The sequence below is a fragment of the Streptomyces sp. GbtcB7 genome (assembly GCF_019091445.1).
Classification (GTDB): Bacteria; Actinomycetota; Actinomycetes; order Streptomycetales; family Streptomycetaceae; genus Streptomyces; species Streptomyces mirabilis.
Window position 1 is genome coordinate 168,391 of record NZ_JAGXJM010000007.1, and the last position, 23,528, is coordinate 191,918.

Below are 23,528 nucleotides of genomic sequence, written 5' to 3' on the forward strand. Positions count from 1 at the left end.
CTCTGTACGTCCTGTACATTTTTTACAGAACCCTTCACAGGAGGCGCGTGCCATGAATGAACCGTCCGCCCGTCATGTCCTGCCCGAGTTCACCGAGCGGACGAGCATGGGGCACCGGACCCTGGATCCGTACTCGAAGCTGCTCGACGAGCGGATCGTGTTCCTCGGGACGCCGATCGACGACACCTCGGCGAACGACGTGATGGCGCAGTTCATGCACCTCGAATACCTGGCTCCGGACCAGGACATCGCGCTGTACATCAACTCCCCCGGCGGCTCGTTCAGCGCGATGACGGCGATCTACGACACGATGCAGTTCGTCAGCTGCGACGTGGAGACCACCTGCCTGGGGCAGGCCGCGTCGGCCGCCGCCGTGCTGCTGGCCGGCGGCGCGCCGGGCAAGCGGTTCGCGCTGCCGGGGGCCCGGGTGCTGATCCACCAGCCGTCACTTCCCGAGCCAGTACAGGGACAGGCGAGCGATCTGGCCCTCCAGGCCGAGGAGTTGATGCGCACTCGGAGGCTGCTGGAGGACATGCTCGTACGGCACACGGGGCAGAGTTCTGAACAGGTCGCCGCCGACATCGAGCGGGACAAGATCCTGGACGCTCAGGCCGCGTTGGCGTACGGACTGGTGGACGGGATCATCCCCAGCCGCAAGACCTCGCGCACCGCGCCCGGTGCGAGGAACGCCACACCCGACGCGAGGTGATCCGCCGATGGTGCCCGAACTGCCCCCGCTGCCCGCGCTGACGCGAGCCGAGGCCGAACTGATCGACCGTTACCTCGACGTGGTCGACCTGCTGGGCCGTATCAACCCGGCCAGGCCCGGAGACACCTACCGCGGACTGCGTGCCGCCCAGGCGCTGGTCGCCAAGGCCACCGAGCTGCGGGACGCCCTCGCGCTGATGCACCAGCGCGGCGAGAGCGAGGTGCACGCGCCGACGCTGGCGCAGGCTCTGCGCGTCCTCGACGGTGAGCGGCGGGCTGCCCGCGTCACGCTGCCACCCGACGCCGACAATTGACACCTCCACACCCGGGTCGCGGTGCGCGCCGAGTCGGCGAGGCGTCCGGCCCGGGGTTCAAACGGACCAAATGGCGTACCCCCTGATGGAGTAGTCACAGACCCCTTCGGGGAACCGAAAAAGTTGCGCAACACGCTTGGCCCGGAGGCGGAATGAGACGCTCCGGTGCTGGTGGGCGCGTCGTCGGTGTCCCCAACATCGCCCGAACAGGGGGTCGTCCACCCGAACGGGTGAGTGGTGAGTAACCCCACAAATCGCCAGTTCCGCTCGGATTTTCCGACCGCTATGCGTGAAGATCCCTTCCGACGACAAGCCCCCGCCACAGCGGCGGGGCGGTCCGGGCGGACGCCGAGTCCTGCCGCTGCCCGGATGACCGGTCGACAGAAGTGCATCGGCAGGAGTGGAGGACCCAGCAAGACGGGTCGCCGGAGAGATCCGGGCGGTCCTTGGGGTGAAGCCGCGCAAGCGGCCGGGCTACTTCGCCAGCCCGAATCCGACAGGTCATCCTTCACAGGCGGCTGACGAAGGGTTGCGCATGACTGCGCTCAATCGTGTCCCGTCGCTGTGGACCCGGGCCGGTACGGCCTCGGCGCTCACCATCGCCGCCGTGGGCGGCAGCCTTGTGGTTCCTGGCGTCGCATCCGACGCCGAAGCGGCCACGTTGGCGACGAGGGCACTTCAGGTCGCGGCTTCCAAGAAGGGCTCCCCGTACCAGTACGGTGCCGCCGGGCCACGCCGCTTCGACTGCTCCGGGCTCACGCTCTACTCGTACAAGAAGGCGGGCAAGACGCTGCCTCGTACGGCCGCGGCGCAGTACAACAAGACGCACCACATCTCCGCATCCCACCGCAAGGCCGGAGACCTGGTGTTCTTCCACTCGGGCCGGAACGTGTACCACGTCGGCATCTACGCCGGGAAGGGAAAGATCTGGCACTCCCCGAAGACAGGGGAGGTCGTGAAGCTGCAGAAGATCTGGACGAAGAGCGTCTGGTACGGCCGGGTCAGCTGACCTGCCCGAGGGGGTGCCGCCGGCCGGCACCCCCTCGGGGTTCCACCCCCCGGGCGTGAAAAGCGGACGAACCGGTTACTCGTTCAGCATGGCTGAGCGACCTTCCCCCGAGGAACGGAACGAGACGCCCCTCGAGCGCGCCGATCGCAACTTCGGCGAACTGCTCCAGGAGCTGCGCGTCACGCAGACCGGTGTGCAGATCCTCTTCGCGTTCCTGCTGACGCTGGCGTTCACCCCGCGCTTCCCGTCCCTCGACACGGTGCAGCGCGCCACGTACGTCACCACCCTCCTGCTGGCCGTGGTGGCCGCCGCGCTCTTCACGGCGCCAGCCGCGCTGCACAGGTCGCTGTTCCGGCAGGGCGCGAAGCCGACCATCGTGCGGGTCTCCTCCGTCCTGGCCACGGTCGGGATGGGTGTGCTCATGCTGGCGCTGACGGGATCGGTGCTGCTCGTCGTGGATGTCGCGCTGGGACGCGCCGCCGGGATCGCCTCGGGCGCGGGCACCCTGCTCGTCTGTGTGGCGCTGTGGGGCCTCCTGCCGGGCCTGGTGCACCGTGCCGTCGTCGGCGGAGCGACGGCTCCGAAAGAAGCACCGGACCGAGAACCGTGAGCGCGCTCATCGCCTGACTGCCCGCGGGCACGAACCGCGGCAGCGGACCGAGGAAGGTGACCGGCGCCTTCGGGTCGAGCGCGTGGGTGACGGACCCCTGCCGCAGCGGGCGGGCGCCGGACGCCATCGGCTCGGTCTCGCTCCGGTCTCCTGGGCCCTGCCCAGCGACCGCAGCGTCCGTACGCCGAGTCCGGAGCACGCAGGCGCCGCCGAGCAGCGGCAGCGCCCACGCGGGCGGTCGGCCGCGGCTGCCGCCGGCCGAACGGCCGGACAGCGCGGTCGTAACGGAGATGGTGGCCGGGACGGCGGTGGCTCCGGTGGGGCCGCGGTTGCCGGGACCGGGAGATCCGCGCCGTACGATCTCCGTCGTCCATCGGACCGGGGACCGGTCGGCGCCGGCGGCCGAGGCCTTCCAGGCCCCGCCGCGAGGCGCCGGACAGGGCAGACACGACAACTGAGCCGCTCCTCAGGGCTCTTGTGGGCCGCCGGCCGTCACCGGCTGGGCCGGCACCGTCCAGGGCAGCTCGATGGCGACCGTCTTGCCGCCCTCGCGGGTGGGCCGGACGACGAGTCTGCCGCCGCATTCGGCGGTCAGCCAGCGGATGATCACCATGCCGCGCCCGTTGTCCTGCTGAACGGCGGCGGGCAGACGTTTGGGAAAGCGCGGATGGCTGTCGGTAACGCCGATCCGCAGGTGTTCGTCTCGGTCGAGGCGGACGTCCACCGTGAAGGTGGGCGACTGCCCGAAAGTGTGTTGGACGGCGTTGGTGGCTAGTTCTGACACGATCAGGCGTACGGTGTCCGCGACTTCGGCGTCGCACGGCAGGCCCCATTCGGCCAACACATCGGCGACGAAATTCCGGGCCGCGGAGACCGAGGCGGGATCGCTCGGCAGAGTGACGGATGCTTCCTGGTGATCTGCCATGGCGACGTCGTCCCTTTCCCACGGGACCGGAGTCCGACACGGAGCGGATGGTTCGAGTACGGTCCCGGACTGGTGCTTCGCGCCAGACTGCCATCACTGGGACGGTCACGGGTGCGATCCACCGAGATATGCATATATCTGTCGCTCGATGCGGTGAACTCTGCGACGGCGGAGCGTATTTGGGCGGCTCGGAAGGAGTAAGGAGTACGCCCATGCAGCACGGTCCCGCGGTGCGCCGCCGCAAGCTCGGTGCCGAACTGCGCGCGCTGCGCGCCGGTGTGGGTCTCACCAGTGGTGAGGCGGCCCGTCTCGTCGGCTGGCACCAGTCGAAGGTGAGCCGGATCGAGACCGGTATCAGTGGGGTGAAACCGGCCGACGTGGAGCGCCTGTTGGACGCCTACGCCGTCACGGAGCACGAGTTACGGGAGCTCCTGGTGGGCCTGGCGGGCTCCGAGGGCAACGGTCGCCATCACTGGTGGCACGCCTACCGCGGGGTCCTGCCGCCCACGTACCGCGACTTCATCAGTCTGGAGTCCCAGGCCAGCGGCATGCGCACGCTGGAGACCTCGGTGGTACCCGGACTGCTCCAGACGCCCGAGTACGCACGGGAGGTGACCCGGGTCGCCGTCGGCGGCCTGGAGGACGACAAGCTAGACGCGCTCGTCGAGGTGCGCCTCGCCCGGCAGGACGTCCTGCGTTCGAGTCCGCCGCTGGAACTGACCGCGGTCCTGGACGAGGCGGTGTTAAAACGCGAGGTCGGCGGCCCGGAAGTGATGGCTCGGCAACTGGTGCGTCTACGGGAGGCCGCCGCCCTGCCTCAAGTGCGGCTTCAGGTCCTGCCGTTCGCCGCGGGGGCCCATATCGGCGTCACCGGGCCTTTCGTTATCTTCTCATTTCCGAACACAACTGATCTGGATGTGGTTGTTCTCGACCACTTGACGAGTAGCCTCTATCTCGAACGGAAAGAAGACCTTCAGGCCTACACCGAGGCCTTCAACGCCCTTCAGTTCCACGCCCTTTCGCCCGAGGACTCGTTGGACTACATCGCCGGGATAGGTGACGGCGCGTAAGGAGGCACCCCCATGACTGCACTGCCTCGGTACGTACGTTCCAGTACTTCACTCCGCGACGTGCGATGGCTGCGCAGCAGCCGTAGTACGGGAATGAACAACTGCGTCGAGACGGCCCGCCCCGGCCCAGGACCCTGGGCCGGACTGGTCGCTGTGCGCGATTCCAAGAACAAGGCGGGCCCCGCCCTGCTCTTCACTCCCGCCAGTTGGGAGGGCTTTGTCGCCGGACTGAACTGATCACGCCGACGGCGTGCTCGATCTGCGCGTCGGTGAGGTCCGCGCGGGCGGTCAGCCGCAGCCGTGAGATGCCGTCCGGCACGGACGGGGGGCGGAAGCAGCCGACGGCGAGTCCCGCTTCACGGCAGTCGGCGGCCCATCGCACGGCCTGTTCGGGGGACGGCGCGCGCACGGAGACCACGGCGGCGTCCGGTCGTACGGCTTCCAGGCCCTCGGCGGTCAGCCGGGTGTGCAGCGCCGTCGCCACCTCACGGGCCCGGGCGGCGCGCTCCGGCTCACGGCGCAGCAGCCTGAGCGCCGCGAGAGCCGCGCCCGCCGCCGCGGGCGCGAGACCCGTGTCGAAGATGAAGGTGCGCGCCGCGTTGACCAGGTGGTCGATGACCGGGGCGGGGCCGAGGACGGCTCCGCCCTGGCTGCCGAACGACTTGGAGAGCGTGGCGGTCACGACCACGTCAGGGGCGCCCGCGAGCCCCGCGGCCTGCGGGGCGCCCCGCCCGCCGTCGCCCAGGACGCCCAGCCCGTGCGCGTCGTCGACGAGCAGCGCCGCGCCGTGCTCGCGGCAGGCGGTGGCGAGTGCGGCCAGCGGGGCCGCGTCGCCGTCCACCGAGAAGACCGTGTCGGACACGGCGACGGCGGGACCCTCGTGCGTGCCCAGCGCCTTGCGCACGGCGTCGGGGTCGGCGTGCGCCACGACCTGGGTCGCGCCCCGGGCGAGCCGGCAGCCGTCGATGAGGGAGGCGTGGTTGCCCGCGTCCGAGACGACCAGCGAGCCGTGCGGCGCGAGCGTGGTCACGGCGGCGAGATTGGCCGCGTAGCCGGAGGAGAAGACGAGCGCGGACTCGAAGCCGCAGAAGTCCGCGAGCTCGCGTTCGAGTTCGCCATGAAGTTCGGTCGTGCCGGAGACGAGCCGCGAGCCGGTCGCACCGGCGCCCCAGCGGCGCGCGGCCTGTGCGGCGGCCGCCGTGATCTCGGGGTGGTGGGCCAGCCCGAGGTAGTCGTTGCTCGCCAGATCGAGAAGGGGTGAGTCGGCGGCACGGGGGCGCAGGGTGCGGACGAGTCCGGCCTGCCGGCGCTGGTGCGCCTGCTCGTCGATCCACGCGAACGGCGATCCGGCCATGCTGGTGCCTCCGGGCCCTGGGAGTGGTCGTGAGGGGGTCATGAAGGTGGTCGTTTTGTAGGCAGTGCACAGACCCTAGCGGGGCGACGCGGCGCCCATGATGTGGCAATACCCACACGTCGAACCGTCTCTGTTGTGCAAACTCTCCTTGGCCGCAGCGGCTCGCATACGTCAGGATCGGATCTCATGGACCTGCTGAACACGCTGGTGGACAAGGGGCTTCGGCGCGAGCTGCCGACCCGTGACGAGGCGCTGGCCGTGCTGGCCACGTCCGACGACGACGTGCTCGACGTGGTGGCCGCGGCCGGAAAAGTCCGCCGTCACTGGTTCGGCCGTCGAGTGAAACTCAACTATCTGGTCAATCTGAAGTCCGGTCTGTGCCCCGAGGACTGCTCGTACTGTTCGCAGCGACTCGGCTCCAAGGCCGACATCCTCAAGTACACCTGGCTCAAGCCGGACCAGGCCTCGCAGGCCGCGGCGGCCGGGCTCGCCGGGGGCGCCAAGCGGGTCTGCCTGGTGGCCAGCGGCCGCGGTCCGACGGACCGTGACGTGGACCGGGTCTCCGACACCATCAAGGCGATCAAGGACCAGAACGAGGACGTCGAGGTGTGCGCCTGCCTCGGCCTGCTCTCCGACGGCCAGGCCGAGCGGCTGCGCGAGGCGGGCGCGGACGCCTACAACCACAACCTGAACACGTCCGAGGGGACGTACGGGGACATCACGACCACGCACACGTACGCCGACCGGGTGGACACGGTCCAGAAGGCGCACGCGGCCGGTCTGTCGGCCTGCTCGGGTCTGATCGCGGGCATGGGCGAGTCGGACGAGGACCTCGTCGACGTCGTCTACTCGCTGCGCGAGCTCGACCCGGACTCCGTTCCGGTGAACTTCCTGATCCCCTTCGAGGGCACCCCGCTCGCCAAGGAGTGGAACCTCACCCCGCAGCGGTGCCTGCGCATCCTGGCCATGGTCCGTTTCGTCTGCCCGGACGTGGAGGTCCGCATCGCGGGCGGCCGCGAGGTCCACCTGCGGACGATGCAGCCGCTCGCCCTGAACCTGGCCAACTCGATCTTCCTCGGCGACTACCTCACCAGCGAGGGCCAGGCGGGCAAGGCCGACCTGGAGATGATCGCGGACGCCGGGTTCGAGGTGGAGGGCGCGGGCGAGGTGACCCTGCCGGAGCACCGCGTGACGGCGGGCGCGGGCTGCGGTGCGCACGCCGAGGCCGGGTGCGGCTCGCACGCGGACGCCGGGTGCGGCTCGCACGAGGGCGGTGGCGTCTGCGGTTCCGTGAAGGTGCAGGCCGAGCAGGAGCAGCCCGCCGAAGCGCGTACGGATCTCGTCGCCGTACGCCGCCGGGGTGCCGGAACGGACCTCGCCCCCAATGCCTGACCGGTCCGAGCCGTCCACGCTGCCCGTGCGGGAACTGCTGGAGTTGGACCGGCGGCACGTCTGGCACCCGTACGGCCCCATGCCAGGCCGCCAGGAACCGCTCGTCGTGGAGTCGGCGAGCGGGGTACGCCTGCGGCTGGCGGACGGCTCGGGCGAGCTGGTCGACGGCATGTCGTCCTGGTGGTCGGCCATCCACGGCTACAACCACCCGGTCCTCAACGACGCGGCGCGCGACCAGCTGGAGCGCATGAGCCATGTCATGTTCGGCGGGCTCACGCACGAGCCCGCCGTGCGGCTGGCGAAGCGACTTGTCGACATCACGCCCGAGGGCCTGGAACACGTCTTCCTCGCCGACTCCGGATCGGTGTCGGTCGAGGTCGCCGTCAAGATGTGCCTCCAGCACTGGCGCTCGCTCGGCCGCCCGGGCAAGCAGCGGCTGCTGACCTGGCGCGGCGGCTACCACGGGGACACCTGGCAGCCGATGTCGGTGTGCGACCCCGAGGGCGGGATGCACGAGCTGTGGCAGGGCGTGCTGCAGCGCCAGGTGTTCGCCGACGCCCCGCCGGTCGCGTACGAGGAGTCGTACGCCGACCAGCTGCGCGAGCTGATCGGGCGGCACGCCGACGAGCTCGCCGCGGTGATCGTGGAGCCGGTGGTACAGGGCGCGGGCGGGATGCGGTTCCACTCCCCCGCGTATCTGCGGGTGCTGCGGGAGGCGTGCGACGCCCACGACGTGCTCCTCGTCCTCGACGAGATCGCGACCGGCTTCGGCCGAACGGGTGCTCTCTTCGCGGCGGAGCACGCCGGTATCACGCCGGACGTGATGTGCGTCGGCAAGGCGCTGACCGGCGGCTATATGACGATGGCGGCGACGCTCTGCACGGCGCGGGTGGCCGAGGGCATCTCACGCGGTGAGGTCCCGGTCCTGGCTCACGGCCCGACCTTCATGGGCAATCCGCTGGCCGCCGCGGTGGCCTGCGCCTCGATCGACCTGCTGCTCGGACAGGACTGGCAGACCGAGGTCAAGCGGATCGAGGCGGGTCTGCGGGACGGCCTTGCGGAGGCGTCCTCGCTGCCGGGTGTCCGGGACGTACGTGTCCTGGGCGCGATCGGCGTCGTCCAGCTCGACCACGAGGTCGACATGAAGGCGGCCACGGCGGCGGCCGTGCGCGAGGGCGTGTGGCTGCGACCGTTCCGCGACCTCGTCTACACGATGCCGCCGTACGTCACGGGTGACGTGGACGTGGCACGGATCGCGCGCGCGGTGTGCGCGGCCGCACGGGAGGGATGACATGGCGGTTCTGGTGATCACGGGGACGGGCACGGAGGTCGGCAAGACGGTCACGACGGCCGCCGTCGCCGCCACGGCCGTCGCGGCCGGACGCTCCGTGGCCGTGCTCAAGCCGGCGCAGACGGGTGTACGCCCGGGCGAGCGCGGGGACGCCGACGAGGTGGCCCGGCTCGCGGGCGCCGTGACCACGCTCGAACTCGCCCGCTATCCGGAGCCGTTGGCTCCAGCGACGGCCGCGCGGCGAGCCTCCCTGCCCCCGGTGAGCCCGGTCGCGGTGGCGAAGGCGGCGGCCGAACTGGCCACCGAGCACGACCTCGTGCTGGTCGAGGGAGCGGGCGGTCTCCTCGTCCGCTTCGACGACGAGGGCGGCACGCTGGCGGACGCGGCGAGCCTGCTGGACGCGCCGGTCCTGGTGGTGGCATCAGCGGGCCTCGGCACCCTGAACACCACCGAGCTGACGGCTCGTGAACTGCGGCGCCGTGGCCTGGACTTGGCGGGAATCGTCATCGGCAGCTGGCCCGACTCCCCCGACCTGGCGTCGCGTTGCAACCTCGCAGACCTGCCCCTCGTGGCCGAGGCCCCGCTGCTGGGCGCGCTGCCCGCGGGGGCGGGGGCTTACCCGGTCGCCGACTTCTGTGCGGAGGCGCCTGGGTGGCTGGCCTCTCGGCTGGGCGGCACCTGGGACGGAAACGCCTTCATTTCGGCGCAGGGGGTCTGAGCGCCCCGTCAGGGGCGCGGGGAACTGCGCGCCCAGCCACGACCCACCCGCAGCCGACCAACGACACCAACCGCCCCTCACCGCTCACCCAACAACCGCACCAACTCGATCCGCGACCGAATCCCCAACCGCGCGAACACCCCCCGCAGATGATGATCAATGGTCCGCGGACTGAGCAACAACCGCGCCGCGATCTCCCGATTGGTCGCCCCGTCGGCCGCCATGCGCGCGACCATCAACTGCTGCGCGGTGAGGCGGGCGACGAGATCGTCGGCGCCCCGTACCGGCGAGACGGGCTCCCCCAGGGCGCGGAGTTCGGTCCGCGCCGCCGCCGCACACTGCGGCGAACCGAAGTGCTCGAACGCCTCGAGGGCGCTGTGCAGCCGGTCACGGGCCTCCGTCCGGTGCCGCAGTCGCCGTAGCGCACCGCCGAACAGCAGCTCCGTGCGGGCGCGTTCGAAGTCACGGGTGCCCGAGGCGTGCAGGTCGAGGGCGGTGCGGTAGTGCTCGACGGCCTCCGCGCCGGAGGCGAGCAGGGCCCGGCAGCGGGCGCTGAGGGCCAGATCGTCGGGGCTGCGCACGGTACGCGCCCAGTGGTCGTAGTCGGCGTGGGCGGCCCGGGCGACCCGTGTGTCGCCGGTGCGGACGGCGGCCTCGACGTAGTGCGGGGTGGCGATGTGACGGATGGCGCGGTGCCCGTGCCCGGGGCCGAATCCGGCGAGGGCGCGCAGCCGGGCCGCCGAGGCGGCGAAGCGGCCGGTGCTCAGGTCGAGGAAGGCGAGCGCGAACAGGGCCAGCGCGGCGGGCAGGCCGAGCCCGCGCGCGAGAGCGTAGGAGCGGGCGGCCTCGGCGCGCTCCCGGCAGACGTCCTCGTCGCCGGTGACCGCGGCGAACATCGCGAGGGCCGCCTGCAGATGGCAGGCCCCGTTGTCCTGGCCGGTGGTGTACGCCTGGCGGAGGGCCTCCAGGGTGGCGGCCTCGGCGGCCCTCGGTCGACCCGTCCAGAAGTCGGCGTACGCCCGGAACTCCATGGCCTGGGGAACGGTGACCCCGTCTCCCCCGGCCCGGGCGGAGGCGGCGGCCCGGACGGTGGCGGTGGCGGCCGCGGTGTGGTCGCCGAGCATGAGTGCGGCGATCCCGGAGTGGATCAGCAGGGTGGGGTCGCCCCCGGGACCGCAGCGCCCGGCCGCCGCCTTCAGCAGGTCCCGCGCGTCGTCGTACCGGCCCTCGAACGCCGCGGCCAGCCCGCCCAGCGTGCCGGGCGGCACGATCCCGAGCCGGTCGGCGACGGCCGCCGCCTCCCGGCACCGGCGCAGGTCGCCGGTGTAGATCGCGGCTTCGGTGGCGCGGGCGAGGAAGTGGACGGCGGCGTGCTGGGGGTGGTCCGTACGGGTCGGCCCCGGGCCGTCGTCGGCGTAGCGCGCCGCGGCCGTCAGCAGCGCATCGAACGCGTCCGTCGCGTTGCCCGCGCGCAGCGCGAGCAGACCGCCCAGGGCGTCGTCGTCGGTGGCGGCGACGAGCCGGCGGGCACGGTCGGCGTCGCCGGACCGCCAGGCGTCGGCGGCTGCGCGGGCGAGCAGCCGGGCCCGCTCGCTCGGCTCGGGGGACAGCGCGGCGGCGCGTTCGACGAGGGCGCAGGCCAGGGCGTGGTCGCCCGCGGTGCGCGCGGTGTGGGCGGCCGCCCGGAGTTCGGCGGCGAGGCGTCGGCTGGGACCGAGCGCGGCGGCGCCCCGGTGCCAGGACCGCCGGGGTGACTCGCCCTCGCCGCGCAGGACCCGGGCGAGCAGGAGGTGGACGGCGCGCCGGTCCGTCACGGAGGCGGTCTCGTAGGCCGCTATCCGGGTCCACGGATCGCGGAAGACGACCCCGCCCGCCGTGGCGTGGGCGACTCCGGCCACCTCGGCGGTGACGAGGGGCCGGGTGTCGAGCCGGGCCGCGGTGACGGCCCGCAGGAAGGCGTGGGTGTCGACCGGGTACTGGTCGGCCGCCGCGAGGAGCAGGAGGCGCCGGGTGGTGTCGGGCAGGGCGCGGACCTCCTGCCGGTACGCGCGCAGGAGTACGGGAGGCTGTGCGGGCAACGGGTCGAGGCCGGTCAGCTGACGCTCGGTCAGTGCGGAGGCCAGTTCCGCGGCGGCGCGGCGGTCGCCGTGCGCGGTGCGCAGGATCCGTACCCGTACGCCTTCGGGAAGCGAGGGGCCGAGCTCGGGTTGTGCGGGGCCGCGTACGGGGTTCACCGAAGTCACCACCCGAATGACGTTACTGGTGGGTTAACTGGCAAGTAAAGACCGGCGATTTCACCGATGCGGCGCGCGTAGACCCCGGCTGACACTCCAGGCACCCCACCCTTGTCTGGAGGCACCATGCAACGCCGCTCGCGTCGCATCGCCACGTTCTTCTCCGCCGTGGTCGCGGCGCTCCTCGTGTCACTCTCCCTGTCCGCCGCGCCCGCCCAGGCCGCGACCCACAACCCCGTCATCTTCGTGCACGGTCTCAGCAGTTCGGCGAGCAGTTGGGACGACTGGATCGCCGACTTCGAGGCCGACGGCTACAGCGGCTCCGAGCTGTTCGCGTGGTCGTACGACTGGGGCCAGTCGAACGTGACCACGGCCCAGCAGCTCTCCACCGAGGTCAAGAACGTCCTCGCGCAGACCGGCGCGTCGAAGGTGGACCTGGTCGTCCACTCCATGGGTGCGCTGAGTGCCCGCTACTACCTCAAGAGCCTCGGCGGGACCTCGTACGTCGACGACTTCGTGTCCACCGCCGGGGTGAACCACGGAACCACGGTCGCGAGCTGGTGCAAGTGGCTCTACACCTCGTGCGCCGAGATGTACACCGGCAGTTCGTTCCTGACCGCGCTGAACTCCGGCGACGAGACGCCGGGCAGTGTCTCGTACGCCAGCTACTGGTCGAACTGCGACGAGCTGCTCACTCCGGACACCAGCGCGATCCTGAGCGGCGCCACCAATGTGGAGGTCGGCTGCATCTCGCACACCGACATGAACAACGACTACGGCGTCTACGAGCAGGTGCGCGACTTCATCGCCTGACGCGTGGGCCGACCCGCGTATGGCGTAGGTCGAGCGTCGTAAAGCGTGTGGCGGACGTCCTGGGGGGACAATCCCGGTAAGACCCCGTCCTCCCGGGAGGTCCGTCATGCCCTTCAGGTCAGCCGGCTCCGCCAAGCTGTCGCGGGACGCCGTGCACCATCCGCTGTTCGCCCGCTACTACGCCCGTATCAGCGTGGCGGCCGAGACCAGGATGGGCATCGGCGCGGTACGCGACCGGCTGCTCACCGGACTTTCGGGGCGGGTCATCGAGATCGGCGCGGGCAACGGGCTGAACTTCGCGCACTACCCGAGCGCCGTCTCCGAGGTGGTGGCGATCGAACCCGAGCGGCTGCTGCGGCAGTTGGCCGTGGAGGCCGCGCTGCGCTCCGAGGTGCCCGTGGACGTGGTGCCGGGCGCGGCGGAGGCGCTGCCGGTCAAGAGCGAGGCGTTCGACGGGGCGGTGCTCTCGCTGGTGCTGTGCAGTGTGCGCGATGTGCCGCGGGCCCTCGGTGAGGTGCGGCGCGTGCTGCGGCCCGGTGGCACGGTGTGGTTCTTCGAGCACGGCAAGGGCGGCGGGCGTGTGATGGCGTCCGTCCAGCGCGGGCTGGACCGGACGGTGTGGCCGCGATTGAACGGCGGTTGCCATCTGGCGCGCGACCCGATCGCCGCGCTGCGCGAGGCCGGATTCGAACTGGGCCCGTACCGGCGGCTGTTGATCCCCGAGAAGGGACCGCGGCTGCCCACGTCGTACTGCGTGCTGGGCAGCGCGAGGCGCCCGCCGGTCAGGGAGTAGTCACAGACTCCACTGCCGCAGCTCCTGTGCGATCTCGTGCACGGTCGCGTCGCCGCCCTTCACCAGGCGGGCGAGTTCGCGCACCTGCTCGGGCGAGGTGACGACCTTGAGGCCGCTGGCGACGAGATAGGCGTACGCGACGGCCGAGGCGAACATCGCGTTGGACCGTTCGAGCGCCGGGACGTGCAGCAGCAGCTGGAGCAGCGCGGCGGCGCGGGCGTGCGGGCTGTCGTAGACGGGAATGCCGAATATCTCCGCCTCGTGCCGGCTGACGGCGGCGACGAGGGCTCCCCAGTCGGTGACCTGGGGATCTCCGGGCGTCTTCTGTTCGGCGATCATGAGGAGCCAGGCGAGGTCGACTCTGAGACTGCTCAAGGGATCAACGACGACCTTCGCGCGAGCCGTCCCGGAACGCGTCCCGTGAGCCCTCCCGGTCCGCGCCGAACTCCTCGGCGAAGACGTTCGCGTACTGCTTCATGAAGTCGGAGGCGGCGTCGACGAAGGTGTGACCGACCTCGCCGGTGTCCTGTCTGACCAGCTCTTCGATGTAGCGGTTCACGCTCATGCCGCGCTCCAGGGCCCGCTCCCGGGCCGCCCGGGCCGTGCCCTCGTCCACCCGCACGTTCAGCTGAGTCTTCGCCATACCTCGAAGCTAGCGCCGAAGTGCTAGCACCCGCAAGGGGGGACGACTCGCCGGAGCCGGTACCTCGGGGGGATACCGGCTGTGGGCGGGGTCACACTACGCTCGGCCGGGACCGGGGAGTCAGGACGTCCATCACGGAGGAGGCGGCCTTGTCCACACCTGCTGCGGAGCACGCCGTCGGACGACGGGACGCCGACGGGGTCGCCGCCCGCGCCCGCGGCCTGACGAAGGCGTACGGATCCGGCGAGACCACCGTCCTCGCCCTCGACTCGGTCGACGTGGACATCGCGCGCGGCCGCTTCACCGCGGTCATGGGCCCCTCGGGTTCCGGGAAGTCGACGCTGATGCACTGCCTCGCGGGACTCGACACCGTCTCGGCCGGACAGGTGTGGCTCGGCGACACCGAGATCACGGGGCTCAAGGACCGTGAGCTGACCCGGCTGCGCCGGGACCGGATCGGGTTCATGTTCCAGTCCTTCAATCTGATCCCCACGCTGAACGCGGCCGAGAACATCACGCTGCCGATGGACATCGCGGGCCAGAAACCCGACCAGAAGTGGCTGGACCAGGTCATCGACACGCTCGGGCTGCGGGACCGGCTGAAGCACCGGCCCGCGCAGCTCTCCGGCGGACAGCAGCAGCGCGTCGCCTGTGCGCGGGCGCTCGCCTCCCGCCCCGAGCTGATCTTCGCGGACGAGCCGACCGGCAACCTCGACTCCCGTGCGGGGCTCGAGGTCCTCGGCTTCCTGCGCGAGGCGGTCGACGACCTCGGCCAGAGCGTCGTCATGGTCACGCACGATCCGGGCGCGGCGGCCCACTCCGATGTGGTGCTGTTCCTCGGGGACGGGCGGATCGTGGACGAGATGGAGCGGCCGACGGCGGAGGCGGTGCTGGAGCGCATGCGGCACTTCTCCGGGGGCCGTCCGGCCGCCGGGGGCGCCTCCGACGACGTGGACGTGGTCCTGGCCGCCGACTCCGACAACGTACCTCTCGACGCATCTCTAGACGCATCTCTCGACACTCTCGACACCTTCGACAAGGACTGAGGCGGCGGCCGTGCTCAAGGCGACTCTGCGGAGCTTCCTCGCCCACAAGGGACGACTGCTGCTCTCGGCGCTGGCCGTCGTGCTGTCCGTGGCGTTCGTGGCGGGCAGCCTGATCTTCTCGGACACGGTCACCCGTACGTTCGACCGGCTCTTCGCCTCCACCGCGGCCGATGTGACCGTGTCGCCGAAGAACGACCTCAAGTCGCGGGTGGCGACCGGTGCCACGCCGACGCTGCCCGCCTCGCTCGCGGACCGGCTCGCGAAGGTCGACGGCGTGGCGGCCACCCATGTGGACGTGAGCGTCGAGAACCTCACCATCGTCGACCGCGAGAACAAGTCGATCGGACCCACCTCGGGCGCGCCGACCATCGCCACCAACTGGCAGGTCACCAAGCGCAGCCCGGTGAAACTGACGTCCGGCCACGCCCCGCACGGCGCCGACGAGGCACTGCTCGACGCGGACACCGCCAAGCGCAAGCACGTGGCGATCGGCGACACCCTGACGGTGCAGGCGGAGCGCACCTTCCCGGTGAGGATCGTCGGCATCGCCACCTTCACCACCACCAACCCCGGTGCCGCGCTGCTGTTCCTCGACACCCCCACCGCGCAGACGAACCTGCTCGGCAGCCCGGACGCCGCCACGAGCATCGCGGTGGACGCGGCGCCCGGGGTCGCGGACGCTCCGCTCAAGCAGCGGATCGCGGCCCAGGTGGGCACCAGGACATACGAGGTGAAGACCGCCGACGAGCAGGCCAAGGACGCCGCCGCGCAGCTCGGTGGATTCCTGGACGTCATCAAGTACGTGATGCTCGGCTTCGCCGGCATCGCCGTACTGGTCGGCGTCTTCCTGATCGTCAACACCTTCTCGATGCTCATCGCCCAACGCACCCGTGAGCTGGGCCTGTTGCGCGCGCTCGGCGCCGACCGGCGGCAGGTGCGGCGGTCCGTGCTCACCGAGGCGCTGCTGCTCGGTCTGGTCGGCTCGACGCTCGGACTCGCCGCGGGGATCGGTCTCGCCCTCGGGCTGATCCGGCTGATGAGCGCGTTCGGGATGAACCTCAAGTCCACCGAGATGGTGATCGGGTGGCCGACCCCTGTCACGTCGTACGTCGTCGGAGTCGGCGTCACCTTCGTGGCGGCGTATCTCCCCGCCCGGCGCGCGGCCGGTGTCTCCCCGATGGCGGCCCTCTCGGACGCCGAGGTCGCCGGGGTGGGACGGCCGCTGCGGACGCGCGCACTGGTGGGCTCGGTCGTGGGCGTGGCCGGAGCCGCCGCGCTGGCCGGCTGCGCCACGGCGTCGAAGACCGCGACGTCCGCCTCCCTGCTGGGCCTCGGTGTCGTACTCACCCTCATCGCGACGGTGATCGCGGGTCCGCTCCTTGTGCGGCCGGTGATCCGGGTCCTGGGCGGCGCCTTCCCCGCCCTGTTCGGCCCGGTCGGCCGGATGAGCCAGCGCAACGCGCTGCGCAATCCGCGGCGCACCGGTGCCACGGCGGCCGCGCTGATGGTGGGCCTCGCACTGGTCGGCGGGATGTCCGTGGCGAGCGCGTCCATGAGCAAGTCGTTCGACCACCAGATCGACAAGACACTGGGCTCCGACTTCGTGATCCAGAACAGCAACTTCGTGCCGTTCACCAGGGAGATCACGGACAAGGTGCGCGCCACCCAGGGTGCCGGGCTCGTCGTCCGCCAGCGGTTCACGCCGGTCGCGGTGCGGCTGCCGGACGGCAAGCGGGTCGAGACGACCGCGGCGGGCTACGATCCGCGGCTCGACGACGTCGCCCACGTCACGTACACCCAGGGGAACACGGCGGCGGCGCTCGGTGCCGGGCACCTGTCGATGGACGCGAAGTTCGCGCGGGAGCACGGCGTGCGCGTCGGCAGTGTGATCCCCGTCGAGTTCCCCGCCGGGCGGAAGACCGAGCTGACGGTGGGGGCGCTCACCGACCAGGGCGGCTCCGGGGGTTTCGGGATGCAGGGCGGGCTGGCCTTCGGCTTCGGCACGGTCGAGAAGTACGTGCCCGGCGGGCAGGACTCGGCCCTGTACGTGAACGCGGCTCCCGACACGAGCCCCGACCGGCTGCGCGCGCACCTGGAGCAGACGCTCAAGCCGTATCCGCAGGTGCAGGTCCGTGACCTGGCCGACTACAAGAAACTCGTGCACGACCAGATCGCCGTGCTGCTCTACCTCGTGTACGCGCTGCTCGGACTCGCGATCGTGATAGCGGTGCTCGGCGTGGTCAACACCCTCGCCCTGTCGGTGGTCGAACGCACCCGCGAGATCGGGCTGCTGCGCGCCATCGGGCTCGCCCGGCGCCAACTGCGCCGGATGATCAGGCTGGAGTCGGTGGTGATCGCCGTGTTCGGCGCCGTCCTCGGCCTCGCGCTCGGGCTGGTCTGGGGCGTCTGTGTGCAGCGGGTCCTGGCGCTCCAGGGCATGAAGTCGCTCGCCATCCCCTGGACCACCATCGTCGCCGTGGTCGTGGGTTCGGCGGTCGTGGGCATCGTGGCGGCGCTGCTGCCGGCGCTGCGTGCCTCGCGCATGAACGTCCTGGCGGCCATCGCGCACGAATGATGTACGCGTCCCGCTGACGTACGCGTCCTGTCCACCGATGTACGTGTCCTGTCCACCGATGTACTCGCGTCCGGCCCACCCCGTTCGCCCCTTGCGCACAAGTGGCTTGTGAATGAGGAGAGTTCATGCCGCAGTCCTCGGGCTCCGCCCGCCCGTTCCGGTTCGGCGTCAATCTGCTCGCCCCCGCGCCCCTCGACGAGTGGCGCGCCAAGTGCCGACGTGCCGAGGAACTCGGTTACGACGTGATCCTGGTCCCCGACCACCTGGGCATGCCCGCGCCCTTCCCCTCGCTGGTGGCCGCGGCGGAGGTCACCGAGCGGCCCCGCCTCGGCACCTTCGTGCTCAACGCGGGCTTCTGGAATCCCACGCTGCTGGCCCGCGAGGTCGCCACCACGGACACGCTGACGGGCGGTCGCCTCGAACTCGGGCTCGGCACCGGCTACATCCGGGCGGAGCACGACACGGCGGGCCTCCCCTGGGGCTCACCGCGCGAACGGGTCGACCATCTCCAGCGCACCGTCGAGGAGTTGGAGCGCCTCCTCGGTTCGGACGAGCACCAGCCGGGAGCGGTGCAGCGACCCCGTGTGCCGCTGCTGATCGGCGCCAACGGCGACCGGATGCTGCGGCTCACCGCCGAGCACGCGGACATCGCGGCGTTCACCGGGGCGCGCACCAGCCCGGGCGGCACGCTGGAGCCGATCACGGCCGCCGCACTGGACGAACGCGTCGCCCTGTACCGGGAGGCGGCCGAGGGACGCAAGGAGCCCGCCGAGCTCAATCTGCTGATCCAGGTCCTCGCCGTCACCGAGGATCGCGGCGCCGCGATCCGGCCCTGGCTGCCCCGTATCCCGAACCTGACCGAGGACCAGGTGCTGGAGCTGCCGATCGTGCTGGTGGGAACGCTGGAGCAGATCGTCGCGCAGGTGCGGGCGCAGCGGGAGCGGTACGGGTTCTCGTATCTGACGGTCCTGGAGCCGAACATGGAGGCGTTCGCCCCCGTCGTCGACGCGCTGCGGGGTGAGTGACCGTCCGGATCGTGGAATTCGGTGTCGCCCCACGGAACGCGTGATGGGATCGGCGCCATGACCGACTTGCGGATACGGGCCGCGACGCCCGAGGACCTCGACACCGTGCTGGCCTTCTGGAAGGTGGCGGCCGAGGGCACGAGCATCAGTGACGACCGGGACGGCGTGGAGCTACTGGTCGCCCACGATCCGGAGGCGCTGATCCTGGCCGAGGACGACGGCGAGCTGGTGGGCACGGTGATCGCGGGCTTCGACGGCTGGCGCTGCCATCTGTACCGGCTCGCGGTGCATCCCGGGCGGCGCCGCCGCGGGATCGGCTCCGCGCTGCTCGTCGCCGCCGAGGAGCGGTTCGTACGGCTCGGGGGGCGGCGCTCGGACGCGATGGTGCTGCGGCGGAACGAGACCGGGCAGCATGCGTGGCGGGCCGCCGGGTACGAGCCCCAGGAGCAGTGGCGCCGCTGGGCGAAGCCGCTCACCGACTAGCCTCCAGCACTCAAGAGGGTACTTTGCCTATCCTTTACCATGGGAGGATCACCCGCTCCTCCCATGAAAGGTGTGAGCGTCCGCCGATGGGCGAGCCTCCCCGTACCCGACATCGCGCGATCCCCCCGCCCCTGGCCGATCATGGGACGGAGGTGACCCGATGACCGAAGTCCTCCTCCTCCTGGTGGCGGTGCTGCTCTCGCTGGCCTGTGGCGCCTTCGTCGCGGCGGAGTTCTCACTGACCACGGTCGAGCGCAGCGAGCTGGAGCGGGCCGTCGAGCGCGGCGAGCGCGGCGCGTCGGGCGCCCTCAAGGCCGCACGAAATCTGACGTTCCAGCTGTCCGGCGCCCAGCTCGGCATCACCGTCACCAACCTGGTCGTCGGCATGCTCTCCGAGTCGTCGATCGCCAAGCTGATCGCGGGTCCGCTGGAGTCGCTCGGCGTCTCGCCCTCCGCGTCCCGTTCGGTGGCGCTGGTCATCGGTACGGCCCTGTCGACGGTCTTCCTGATGGTCGTCGGCGAGCTGGTCCCCAAGAACTGGGCGATCTCCTCTCCACTCGCCGTGGCCAAGCGGGTGGCGACGCCGCAGCGCTGGTTCAGCGGCGCGTTCCGCCCGTTCATCACGCATCTCAACAACACGGCCAACCGTGTCGTACGGGTCTTCGGCCTCGAACCGGCCGAGGAGCTGGCCTCCGCGCGCGGGCCCCAGGAACTGGTCGCCCTGGCCCGGCACTCCGCCAAGGAGGGCGCCCTGGAGGCGGACACCGCCGAGCTGTTCGTGCGCACCCTGAACCTCGCGGACCTGACCGCGGAGAACGTGATGACCCCGCGCGTCCAGGTCATCGCGCTGGACCTCCAGGCGACCTGCGAGGACGTGGCGAACGCGACCCGGGCGACGGGTCTGTCCCGCTTCCCCGTCTACCGCGGCAACCTCGACTCGGTCGTGGGTGTGGCACACATCAAGGACGTGGTGGCGGTACCCGCCGAGTCACGGCCCCGCACCCCCGTCTCCCAGATCATGCGCGAACCCCTGTTCGTACCGGAGTCACTCACCGTCGACCGGCTGCTCGACCGGCTGTCCGGCGGACGCACCATGGCCGCCGTCATCGACGAGTACGGCGGCACGGCGGGCGTCGCCACCCTGGAGGACATCGTCGAGGAGGTCGTCGGCGAGGTCCGCGACGAGCACGACCCGCACGAGACTCCCGACCTGGCCCCGGCCGGCACGGACGAGGAGGGGCGGGCGCTGTACTCGGCCGACGGGTCCGCCCGCACCGACCAGCTGGCCCGCGTCGGCCTGCGGGTGCCCGAGGGGCCCTACGAGACCCTGGCCGGTTTCCTCGCGACCGGGCTCGGCCGCATCCCCGCCGTCGGGGACGCCGTCGAGGTCGCCGGGTGGCGGCTCGACGTGGTGGACGCCTCCGGGCGGCGGGCCGCGCGGGTGCTGCTGCACGCGCCGCGCGACGGGGAGCAGCGGTACGACGAGGAGAGGGGGCCGCGATGACCGCCGTACAACTTCTGATCGGGCTGGCGACGCTGGTCGTGAACGCCTTCTTCGTGGGCGGCGAGTTCGCGCTGATCTCGGTGCGCCGCAGCCAGATCGAGCCGCATGCCGAGGAGGGCGACCGGCGGGCACGCAGCGTCTTGTGGGGCCTGGAGCACGTGTCCGCGCTGCTGGCGGCCGCGCAGCTGGGCATCACCCTGTGCACGCTGGTCCTCGGCATCGTGGCCGAGCCCGCGATCGCGCACCTGCTGGAACCGGCGTTCCACGCGATGGGCGTCTCGCAGAGCGCGGGCCACGCGATCTCGTTCGTGATCGCGCTCACCCTGGCGACCTATCTGCACATGCTGCTCGGCGAAATGGTGCCGAAGAACATCGCGCTCGCGGAGCCGGTGCGCACCGCGCTGCTGCTCGGACCGCCGCTGGTGGCGCTCTCCCGGGCGCTGCGCCCGGTGATCTTCACGGTCAACGCCTTCGCGAACGGCCTGCTGAAACTGCTGCGGGTCGAGACGAAGAACGAGGTCGTCGCCACCTTCTCCGACGACGAGCTGGCCAGGCTGGTCAAGGACTCCGGCGCGGCGGGGCTCATCGACGACCGCGCTCTGGAGCGGTTGCACGACGCGCTGGAGCTCGGCCGCCGGCCGGTACGGGACGTGGTGCTGCCACTGGAAGGTGTCGTCTACGCGCGCGTGGGCGTCACTCCGGAGGAGCTGGAGCGGCTGTCCGCCGAGTCCGGCTTCTCGCGCTTCCCGGTCGTGGACGAGGGGCGCCGCATCGTGGGCTATCTGCACGTCAAGGACGCGCTGGACGCGATGCCGCGCGAGGTGCCGTTCCGGGTGGAGGACATGCGGCCCATCGCGCGGGTGCGGGAGAGCACCCCGCTGGACGACGTGCTCACGGCGATGCGCCGCAGTCGTACGCATCTCGCGGCCGTCATGGGCAGCGACGGACGGATGACGGGGCTGGTGACGATGGAGGACGTGCTGAGGGAGCTGTTCGGACAGACGGTGTGAGGGCGGCCGGGCCGGGCCCTGCGGAGGCCCGACCGACCGGCGAGTATGCCTGCGGGTTAGCATCTTGTCCGCCATGCAGACGAATGCCACCTACACCAGTCTTGTCGCGGTCGGCGACTCCTTCACCGAGGGCATGTCGGACCGGCTGCCCGACGGCTCCTACCGCGGCTGGGCCGATCTCCTCGCCGGCCGGATGGCCACGCGGACGCCCGGCTTCAAATACGCCAACCTCGCGGTGCGCGGCAAACTGATCGGACAGATCGTCGAGGAACAGGTGGACGTGGCGGTCGCGATGCGGCCCGACGTGATCACCCTCGTCGGCGGACTCAACGACACACTGCGTCCCAAGGTCGACATGGGACGCGTCCGCGCTCTCCTGGAGGAGGCCGTGGAGCGGCTCGCCCCCGCCTGCGAGCGGCTCGTCCTGATGCGCAGCCCGGGTCGCAACGGTCCGGTGCTCGAACGGTTCCGGCCGCGTATGGAGGAGCTCTTCTCCGTCGTCGACGGGCTCGCGGAGCGGCACGGCGCGCTGGTGGTCGACCTCTACGGTGCGCCCTCACTCGCCGACCCCCGGATGTGGGACGTGGACCGGCTGCATCTGACGGCCGAGGGGCACCGCCGGGTCGCGGAGGCCGTCTGGCAGACGCTCGGGTACGAACCCGAGGACAAGGAGTGGCGTACGCCGATGCCGCCGACGGCGCCGCCCGGCTGGGTCGCCCGCCGCGCCGCCGACGCCAGCTTCGCCAGGCAGCACCTGCTGCCGTGGATAGGACGACGGCTGACGGGACGCTCATCGGGGGACGGACGCCCGGCCAAGCGGCCGGAGCTGCTGCCGTACGAGGGGTCCGTGGGGTAGGCACCGGTGGGTAGGCGGACGGCCGAAGGGAATCCCATGCCCACCACCGTGATCAACCTCAAGGGTCATATCAACGAGTTCGGTCCCCGGCTCGAACACGCCCCCGCGGACCTCGTCTACATCGGCCGCCGCTGGACCATGGGCCACTGGGACCTCCCGCAGCACCCGCTCTACAACCCCTTCGCCTACGACACCCCCACCAAGAAGCGCGACGGCACCCGCGCCGAGATCATGGAGAAGTACCGGGCGTATCTCCTCGAACGCCCCGACCTCCTCGACCAGGTGCCCGCCCTGCGTGGCAAGACGCTGGCCTGCTGGTGCGCACCCGAGCTGTGCCACGGCGACATCCTGGCGGAGCTGGCCGACGCCTCGTAGCGCGGCCGGCTCCCGCGACCGGCCTCCGGCTGAGCGGGGCGTCACCCCCACGGGTGGCCCCGGTGGCGTGGGCGCACCGGTGCCTGCTTGCTGGACCGAGAGGGGAACGGGGGGCTTCGGGAAGAGAGCGAGCGCCGATGGAGCCGAGGGAAGAACGGCTGCGGACACCGCGCGCGGCCGGACTGGCGGGTACGGTGTTCGCCCTCCTGCTGGCGGCGGCGATCGTGCTGGTGCGGATCGCGATCCCGGCGGGGGACGCCGAAACGGCGACGGTCGCGCCGGACCAACGGTGGGAAGTGCGTACGGCTTTGGAGATCCTCCCGTTCGCGGGGATCTTCTTCCTGTGGTTCATGGGCGCGCTGCGCGCACGGGTCGGCGATGCCGAGGACAGATTCATCGCCACCGTCTTCATGGGCAGCGGACTGGTCTACGTGGCCACCATGTTCGCGGCCGGCGCCGCGGCGGGCAGTGTACTGAGCCAACCCTCCGGCTTCGGCCGCCACTTCGCCTACACGCTGATGACGACGTACGCGCTCCGCATGGCCGCCGTGTTCGTCTTCACGACCTCGACCATCGGCCACCGTCTCGGCGTCCTCCCCCGTTCGCTCGCCGTGTTCGGCTATCTCGCGGGGCTTGTCCTGCTCGTCGCGGGATCTTCTCTGCCCTGGTCGGAGCTGGTCTTCCCGTTCTGGGCACTGGTCGTCAGCCTTCACATCCTCCGTGTGGGCCTGCACGCCCCGGCGAGCGGCTGAGCACCCTCTCGCGCATGCTGAGGGGCAG

25 protein-coding genes and 1 riboswitch are annotated in these 23,528 nt (G+C 71.3%); of the genes, 20 read left to right on the plus strand and 5 right to left on the minus strand.

The window, feature by feature from the left end:
* Positions 1 to 52: 52 nt before the first annotated feature.
* From KVT44_RS14175 to KVT44_RS14190, 4 genes are all read left to right on the plus strand, one after another.
* Entirely contained in the window at positions 53 to 709 is a 657-nt protein-coding gene (locus KVT44_RS14175; RefSeq protein WP_217567322.1) for an ATP-dependent Clp protease proteolytic subunit, read from the plus strand.
* Between the two features lie 7 nt (positions 710 to 716).
* Complete coding sequence (locus KVT44_RS14180) at positions 717 to 1,022, plus strand: hypothetical protein (RefSeq protein WP_054228981.1); 306 nt, start codon at positions 717 to 719, stop codon at positions 1,020 to 1,022.
* Positions 1,023 to 1,368: 346 nt separating this feature from the next.
* A riboswitch (cyclic di-AMP (ydaO/yuaA leader) is annotated at positions 1,369 to 1,554 on the plus strand.
* 3 nt (positions 1,555 to 1,557) lie between these two features.
* On the plus strand, positions 1,558 to 2,031 hold the full coding sequence (locus KVT44_RS14185; RefSeq protein WP_060902454.1) for a C40 family peptidase: 474 nt from the start codon (positions 1,558 to 1,560) through the stop codon (positions 2,029 to 2,031).
* An 88-nt stretch (positions 2,032 to 2,119) separates the two neighbouring features.
* The gene (locus tag KVT44_RS14190) at positions 2,120 to 2,641 is read left to right on the plus strand and encodes a DUF6328 family protein (RefSeq protein ID WP_099924054.1); all 522 of its coding nucleotides are present in this window, start codon (positions 2,120 to 2,122) and stop codon (positions 2,639 to 2,641) included.
* 466 nt (positions 2,642 to 3,107) lie between these two features.
* On the opposite strand, the gene KVT44_RS14195 is transcribed toward KVT44_RS14190, so the two are convergent.
* Positions 3,108 to 3,566 (minus strand): ATP-binding protein, encoded by a 459-nt coding sequence (locus tag KVT44_RS14195; protein WP_054228985.1) that lies wholly within the window; start codon positions 3,564 to 3,566, stop codon positions 3,108 to 3,110.
* Positions 3,567 to 3,778: 212 nt separating this feature from the next.
* Here KVT44_RS14195 and KVT44_RS14200 point away from each other — a divergent pair, with 212 nt between their 5' ends.
* Both KVT44_RS14200 and KVT44_RS14205 read left to right on the plus strand, forming a co-directional pair.
* On the plus strand, positions 3,779 to 4,636 hold the full coding sequence (locus tag KVT44_RS14200) for a helix-turn-helix transcriptional regulator (protein WP_217567323.1): 858 nt from the start codon (positions 3,779 to 3,781) through the stop codon (positions 4,634 to 4,636).
* A 12-nt stretch (positions 4,637 to 4,648) separates the two neighbouring features.
* Positions 4,649 to 4,873, plus strand: a complete 225-nt coding sequence (locus tag KVT44_RS14205; RefSeq protein ID WP_079065523.1) for a DUF397 domain-containing protein — start codon at positions 4,649 to 4,651, stop codon at positions 4,871 to 4,873.
* Here the strand turns inward: KVT44_RS14205 and KVT44_RS14210 are convergent.
* Positions 4,830 to 5,990, minus strand: a complete 1,161-nt coding sequence (locus tag KVT44_RS14210; protein ID WP_190169147.1) for an 8-amino-7-oxononanoate synthase — start codon at positions 5,988 to 5,990, stop codon at positions 4,830 to 4,832. The two genes, KVT44_RS14205 and KVT44_RS14210, sit on opposite strands and share 44 nt — an antisense overlap.
* Before the next feature lie 186 nt (positions 5,991 to 6,176).
* Between KVT44_RS14210 and bioB the strand changes: the two genes are divergently transcribed.
* From bioB to bioD, 3 genes are read left to right on the plus strand one after another with little or no spacing between them, the layout of a single operon-like run.
* Positions 6,177 to 7,382, plus strand: a complete 1,206-nt coding sequence (gene bioB, locus KVT44_RS14215; RefSeq protein WP_217567324.1) for a biotin synthase BioB — start codon at positions 6,177 to 6,179, stop codon at positions 7,380 to 7,382.
* Positions 7,375 to 8,673, plus strand: a complete 1,299-nt coding sequence (locus KVT44_RS14220) for an adenosylmethionine--8-amino-7-oxononanoate transaminase (RefSeq protein ID WP_217567325.1) — start codon at positions 7,375 to 7,377, stop codon at positions 8,671 to 8,673. Before bioB ends, KVT44_RS14220 begins: the two co-directional genes overlap by 8 nt.
* A 1-nt stretch (position 8,674) precedes the next feature.
* Positions 8,675 to 9,391, plus strand: coding sequence for a dethiobiotin synthase (bioD, locus tag KVT44_RS14225; protein ID WP_217567326.1), 717 nt, complete (start codon positions 8,675 to 8,677; stop codon positions 9,389 to 9,391).
* Positions 9,392 to 9,468: 77 nt separating this feature from the next.
* Here bioD and KVT44_RS14230 read toward each other — a convergent pair whose 3' ends face one another.
* Complete coding sequence (locus KVT44_RS14230) at positions 9,469 to 11,637, minus strand: LuxR C-terminal-related transcriptional regulator (RefSeq protein ID WP_308313999.1); 2,169 nt, start codon at positions 11,635 to 11,637, stop codon at positions 9,469 to 9,471.
* A gap of 114 nt (positions 11,638 to 11,751) precedes the next feature.
* On the opposite strand from KVT44_RS14230, the gene KVT44_RS14235 reads away from it, so the two are divergent.
* The gene (locus KVT44_RS14235) at positions 11,752 to 12,438 is read left to right on the plus strand and encodes a triacylglycerol lipase (RefSeq protein ID WP_217567327.1); all 687 of its coding nucleotides are present in this window, start codon (positions 11,752 to 11,754) and stop codon (positions 12,436 to 12,438) included.
* Positions 12,439 to 12,544: 106 nt separating this feature from the next.
* The gene (locus KVT44_RS14240; RefSeq protein WP_190169143.1) at positions 12,545 to 13,231 is read left to right on the plus strand and encodes a class I SAM-dependent methyltransferase; all 687 of its coding nucleotides are present in this window, start codon (positions 12,545 to 12,547) and stop codon (positions 13,229 to 13,231) included.
* On the opposite strand, the gene KVT44_RS14245 is transcribed toward KVT44_RS14240, so the two are convergent.
* The gene (locus KVT44_RS14245) at positions 13,232 to 13,606 is read right to left on the minus strand and encodes a hypothetical protein (RefSeq protein ID WP_054228993.1); all 375 of its coding nucleotides are present in this window, start codon (positions 13,604 to 13,606) and stop codon (positions 13,232 to 13,234) included. It abuts the gene before it with no gap.
* A 4-nt stretch (positions 13,607 to 13,610) separates the two neighbouring features.
* Positions 13,611 to 13,874, minus strand: coding sequence for a hypothetical protein (locus KVT44_RS14250; RefSeq protein WP_054228994.1), 264 nt, complete (start codon positions 13,872 to 13,874; stop codon positions 13,611 to 13,613).
* Positions 13,875 to 14,023: 149 nt separating this feature from the next.
* Here KVT44_RS14250 and KVT44_RS14255 point away from each other — a divergent pair, with 149 nt between their 5' ends.
* The 9 genes from KVT44_RS14255 (at position 14,024) to KVT44_RS14295 (ending at position 23,500) form a co-directional block, all read left to right on the plus strand.
* The gene (locus tag KVT44_RS14255; RefSeq protein ID WP_254649366.1) at positions 14,024 to 14,920 is read left to right on the plus strand and encodes an ABC transporter ATP-binding protein; all 897 of its coding nucleotides are present in this window, start codon (positions 14,024 to 14,026) and stop codon (positions 14,918 to 14,920) included.
* 10 nt (positions 14,921 to 14,930) lie between these two features.
* Positions 14,931 to 17,495, plus strand: a complete 2,565-nt coding sequence (locus KVT44_RS14260; protein WP_217567328.1) for an FtsX-like permease family protein — start codon at positions 14,931 to 14,933, stop codon at positions 17,493 to 17,495.
* A gap of 125 nt (positions 17,496 to 17,620) precedes the next feature.
* Positions 17,621 to 18,520, plus strand: a complete 900-nt coding sequence (locus KVT44_RS14265; protein WP_099924044.1) for an LLM class F420-dependent oxidoreductase — start codon at positions 17,621 to 17,623, stop codon at positions 18,518 to 18,520.
* Between the two features lie 57 nt (positions 18,521 to 18,577).
* The gene (locus KVT44_RS14270; RefSeq protein WP_190169140.1) at positions 18,578 to 19,003 is read left to right on the plus strand and encodes a GNAT family N-acetyltransferase; all 426 of its coding nucleotides are present in this window, start codon (positions 18,578 to 18,580) and stop codon (positions 19,001 to 19,003) included.
* A 160-nt stretch (positions 19,004 to 19,163) separates the two neighbouring features.
* Entirely contained in the window at positions 19,164 to 20,507 is a 1,344-nt protein-coding gene (locus tag KVT44_RS14275) for a hemolysin family protein (protein WP_217567329.1), read from the plus strand.
* Positions 20,504 to 21,517, plus strand: a complete 1,014-nt coding sequence (locus KVT44_RS14280; protein ID WP_217567330.1) for a hemolysin family protein — start codon at positions 20,504 to 20,506, stop codon at positions 21,515 to 21,517. The genes KVT44_RS14275 and KVT44_RS14280 overlap by 4 nt, the downstream gene beginning before the upstream one ends.
* A gap of 73 nt (positions 21,518 to 21,590) precedes the next feature.
* Positions 21,591 to 22,373 (plus strand): SGNH/GDSL hydrolase family protein, encoded by a 783-nt coding sequence (locus KVT44_RS14285; protein ID WP_099924040.1) that lies wholly within the window; start codon positions 21,591 to 21,593, stop codon positions 22,371 to 22,373.
* Positions 22,374 to 22,409: 36 nt separating this feature from the next.
* Positions 22,410 to 22,748: a DUF4326 domain-containing protein gene (locus tag KVT44_RS14290; protein WP_217567331.1), complete on the plus strand. Its 339-nt coding sequence runs from the start codon at positions 22,410 to 22,412 to the stop codon at positions 22,746 to 22,748.
* Positions 22,749 to 22,885: 137 nt separating this feature from the next.
* Positions 22,886 to 23,500 carry a hypothetical protein gene (locus tag KVT44_RS14295; protein WP_099924039.1) on the plus strand — a complete coding sequence of 205 codons (615 nt, stop codon included), beginning with the start codon at positions 22,886 to 22,888 and terminating at the stop codon, positions 23,498 to 23,500.
* Positions 23,501 to 23,528: the final 28 nt, after the last annotated feature.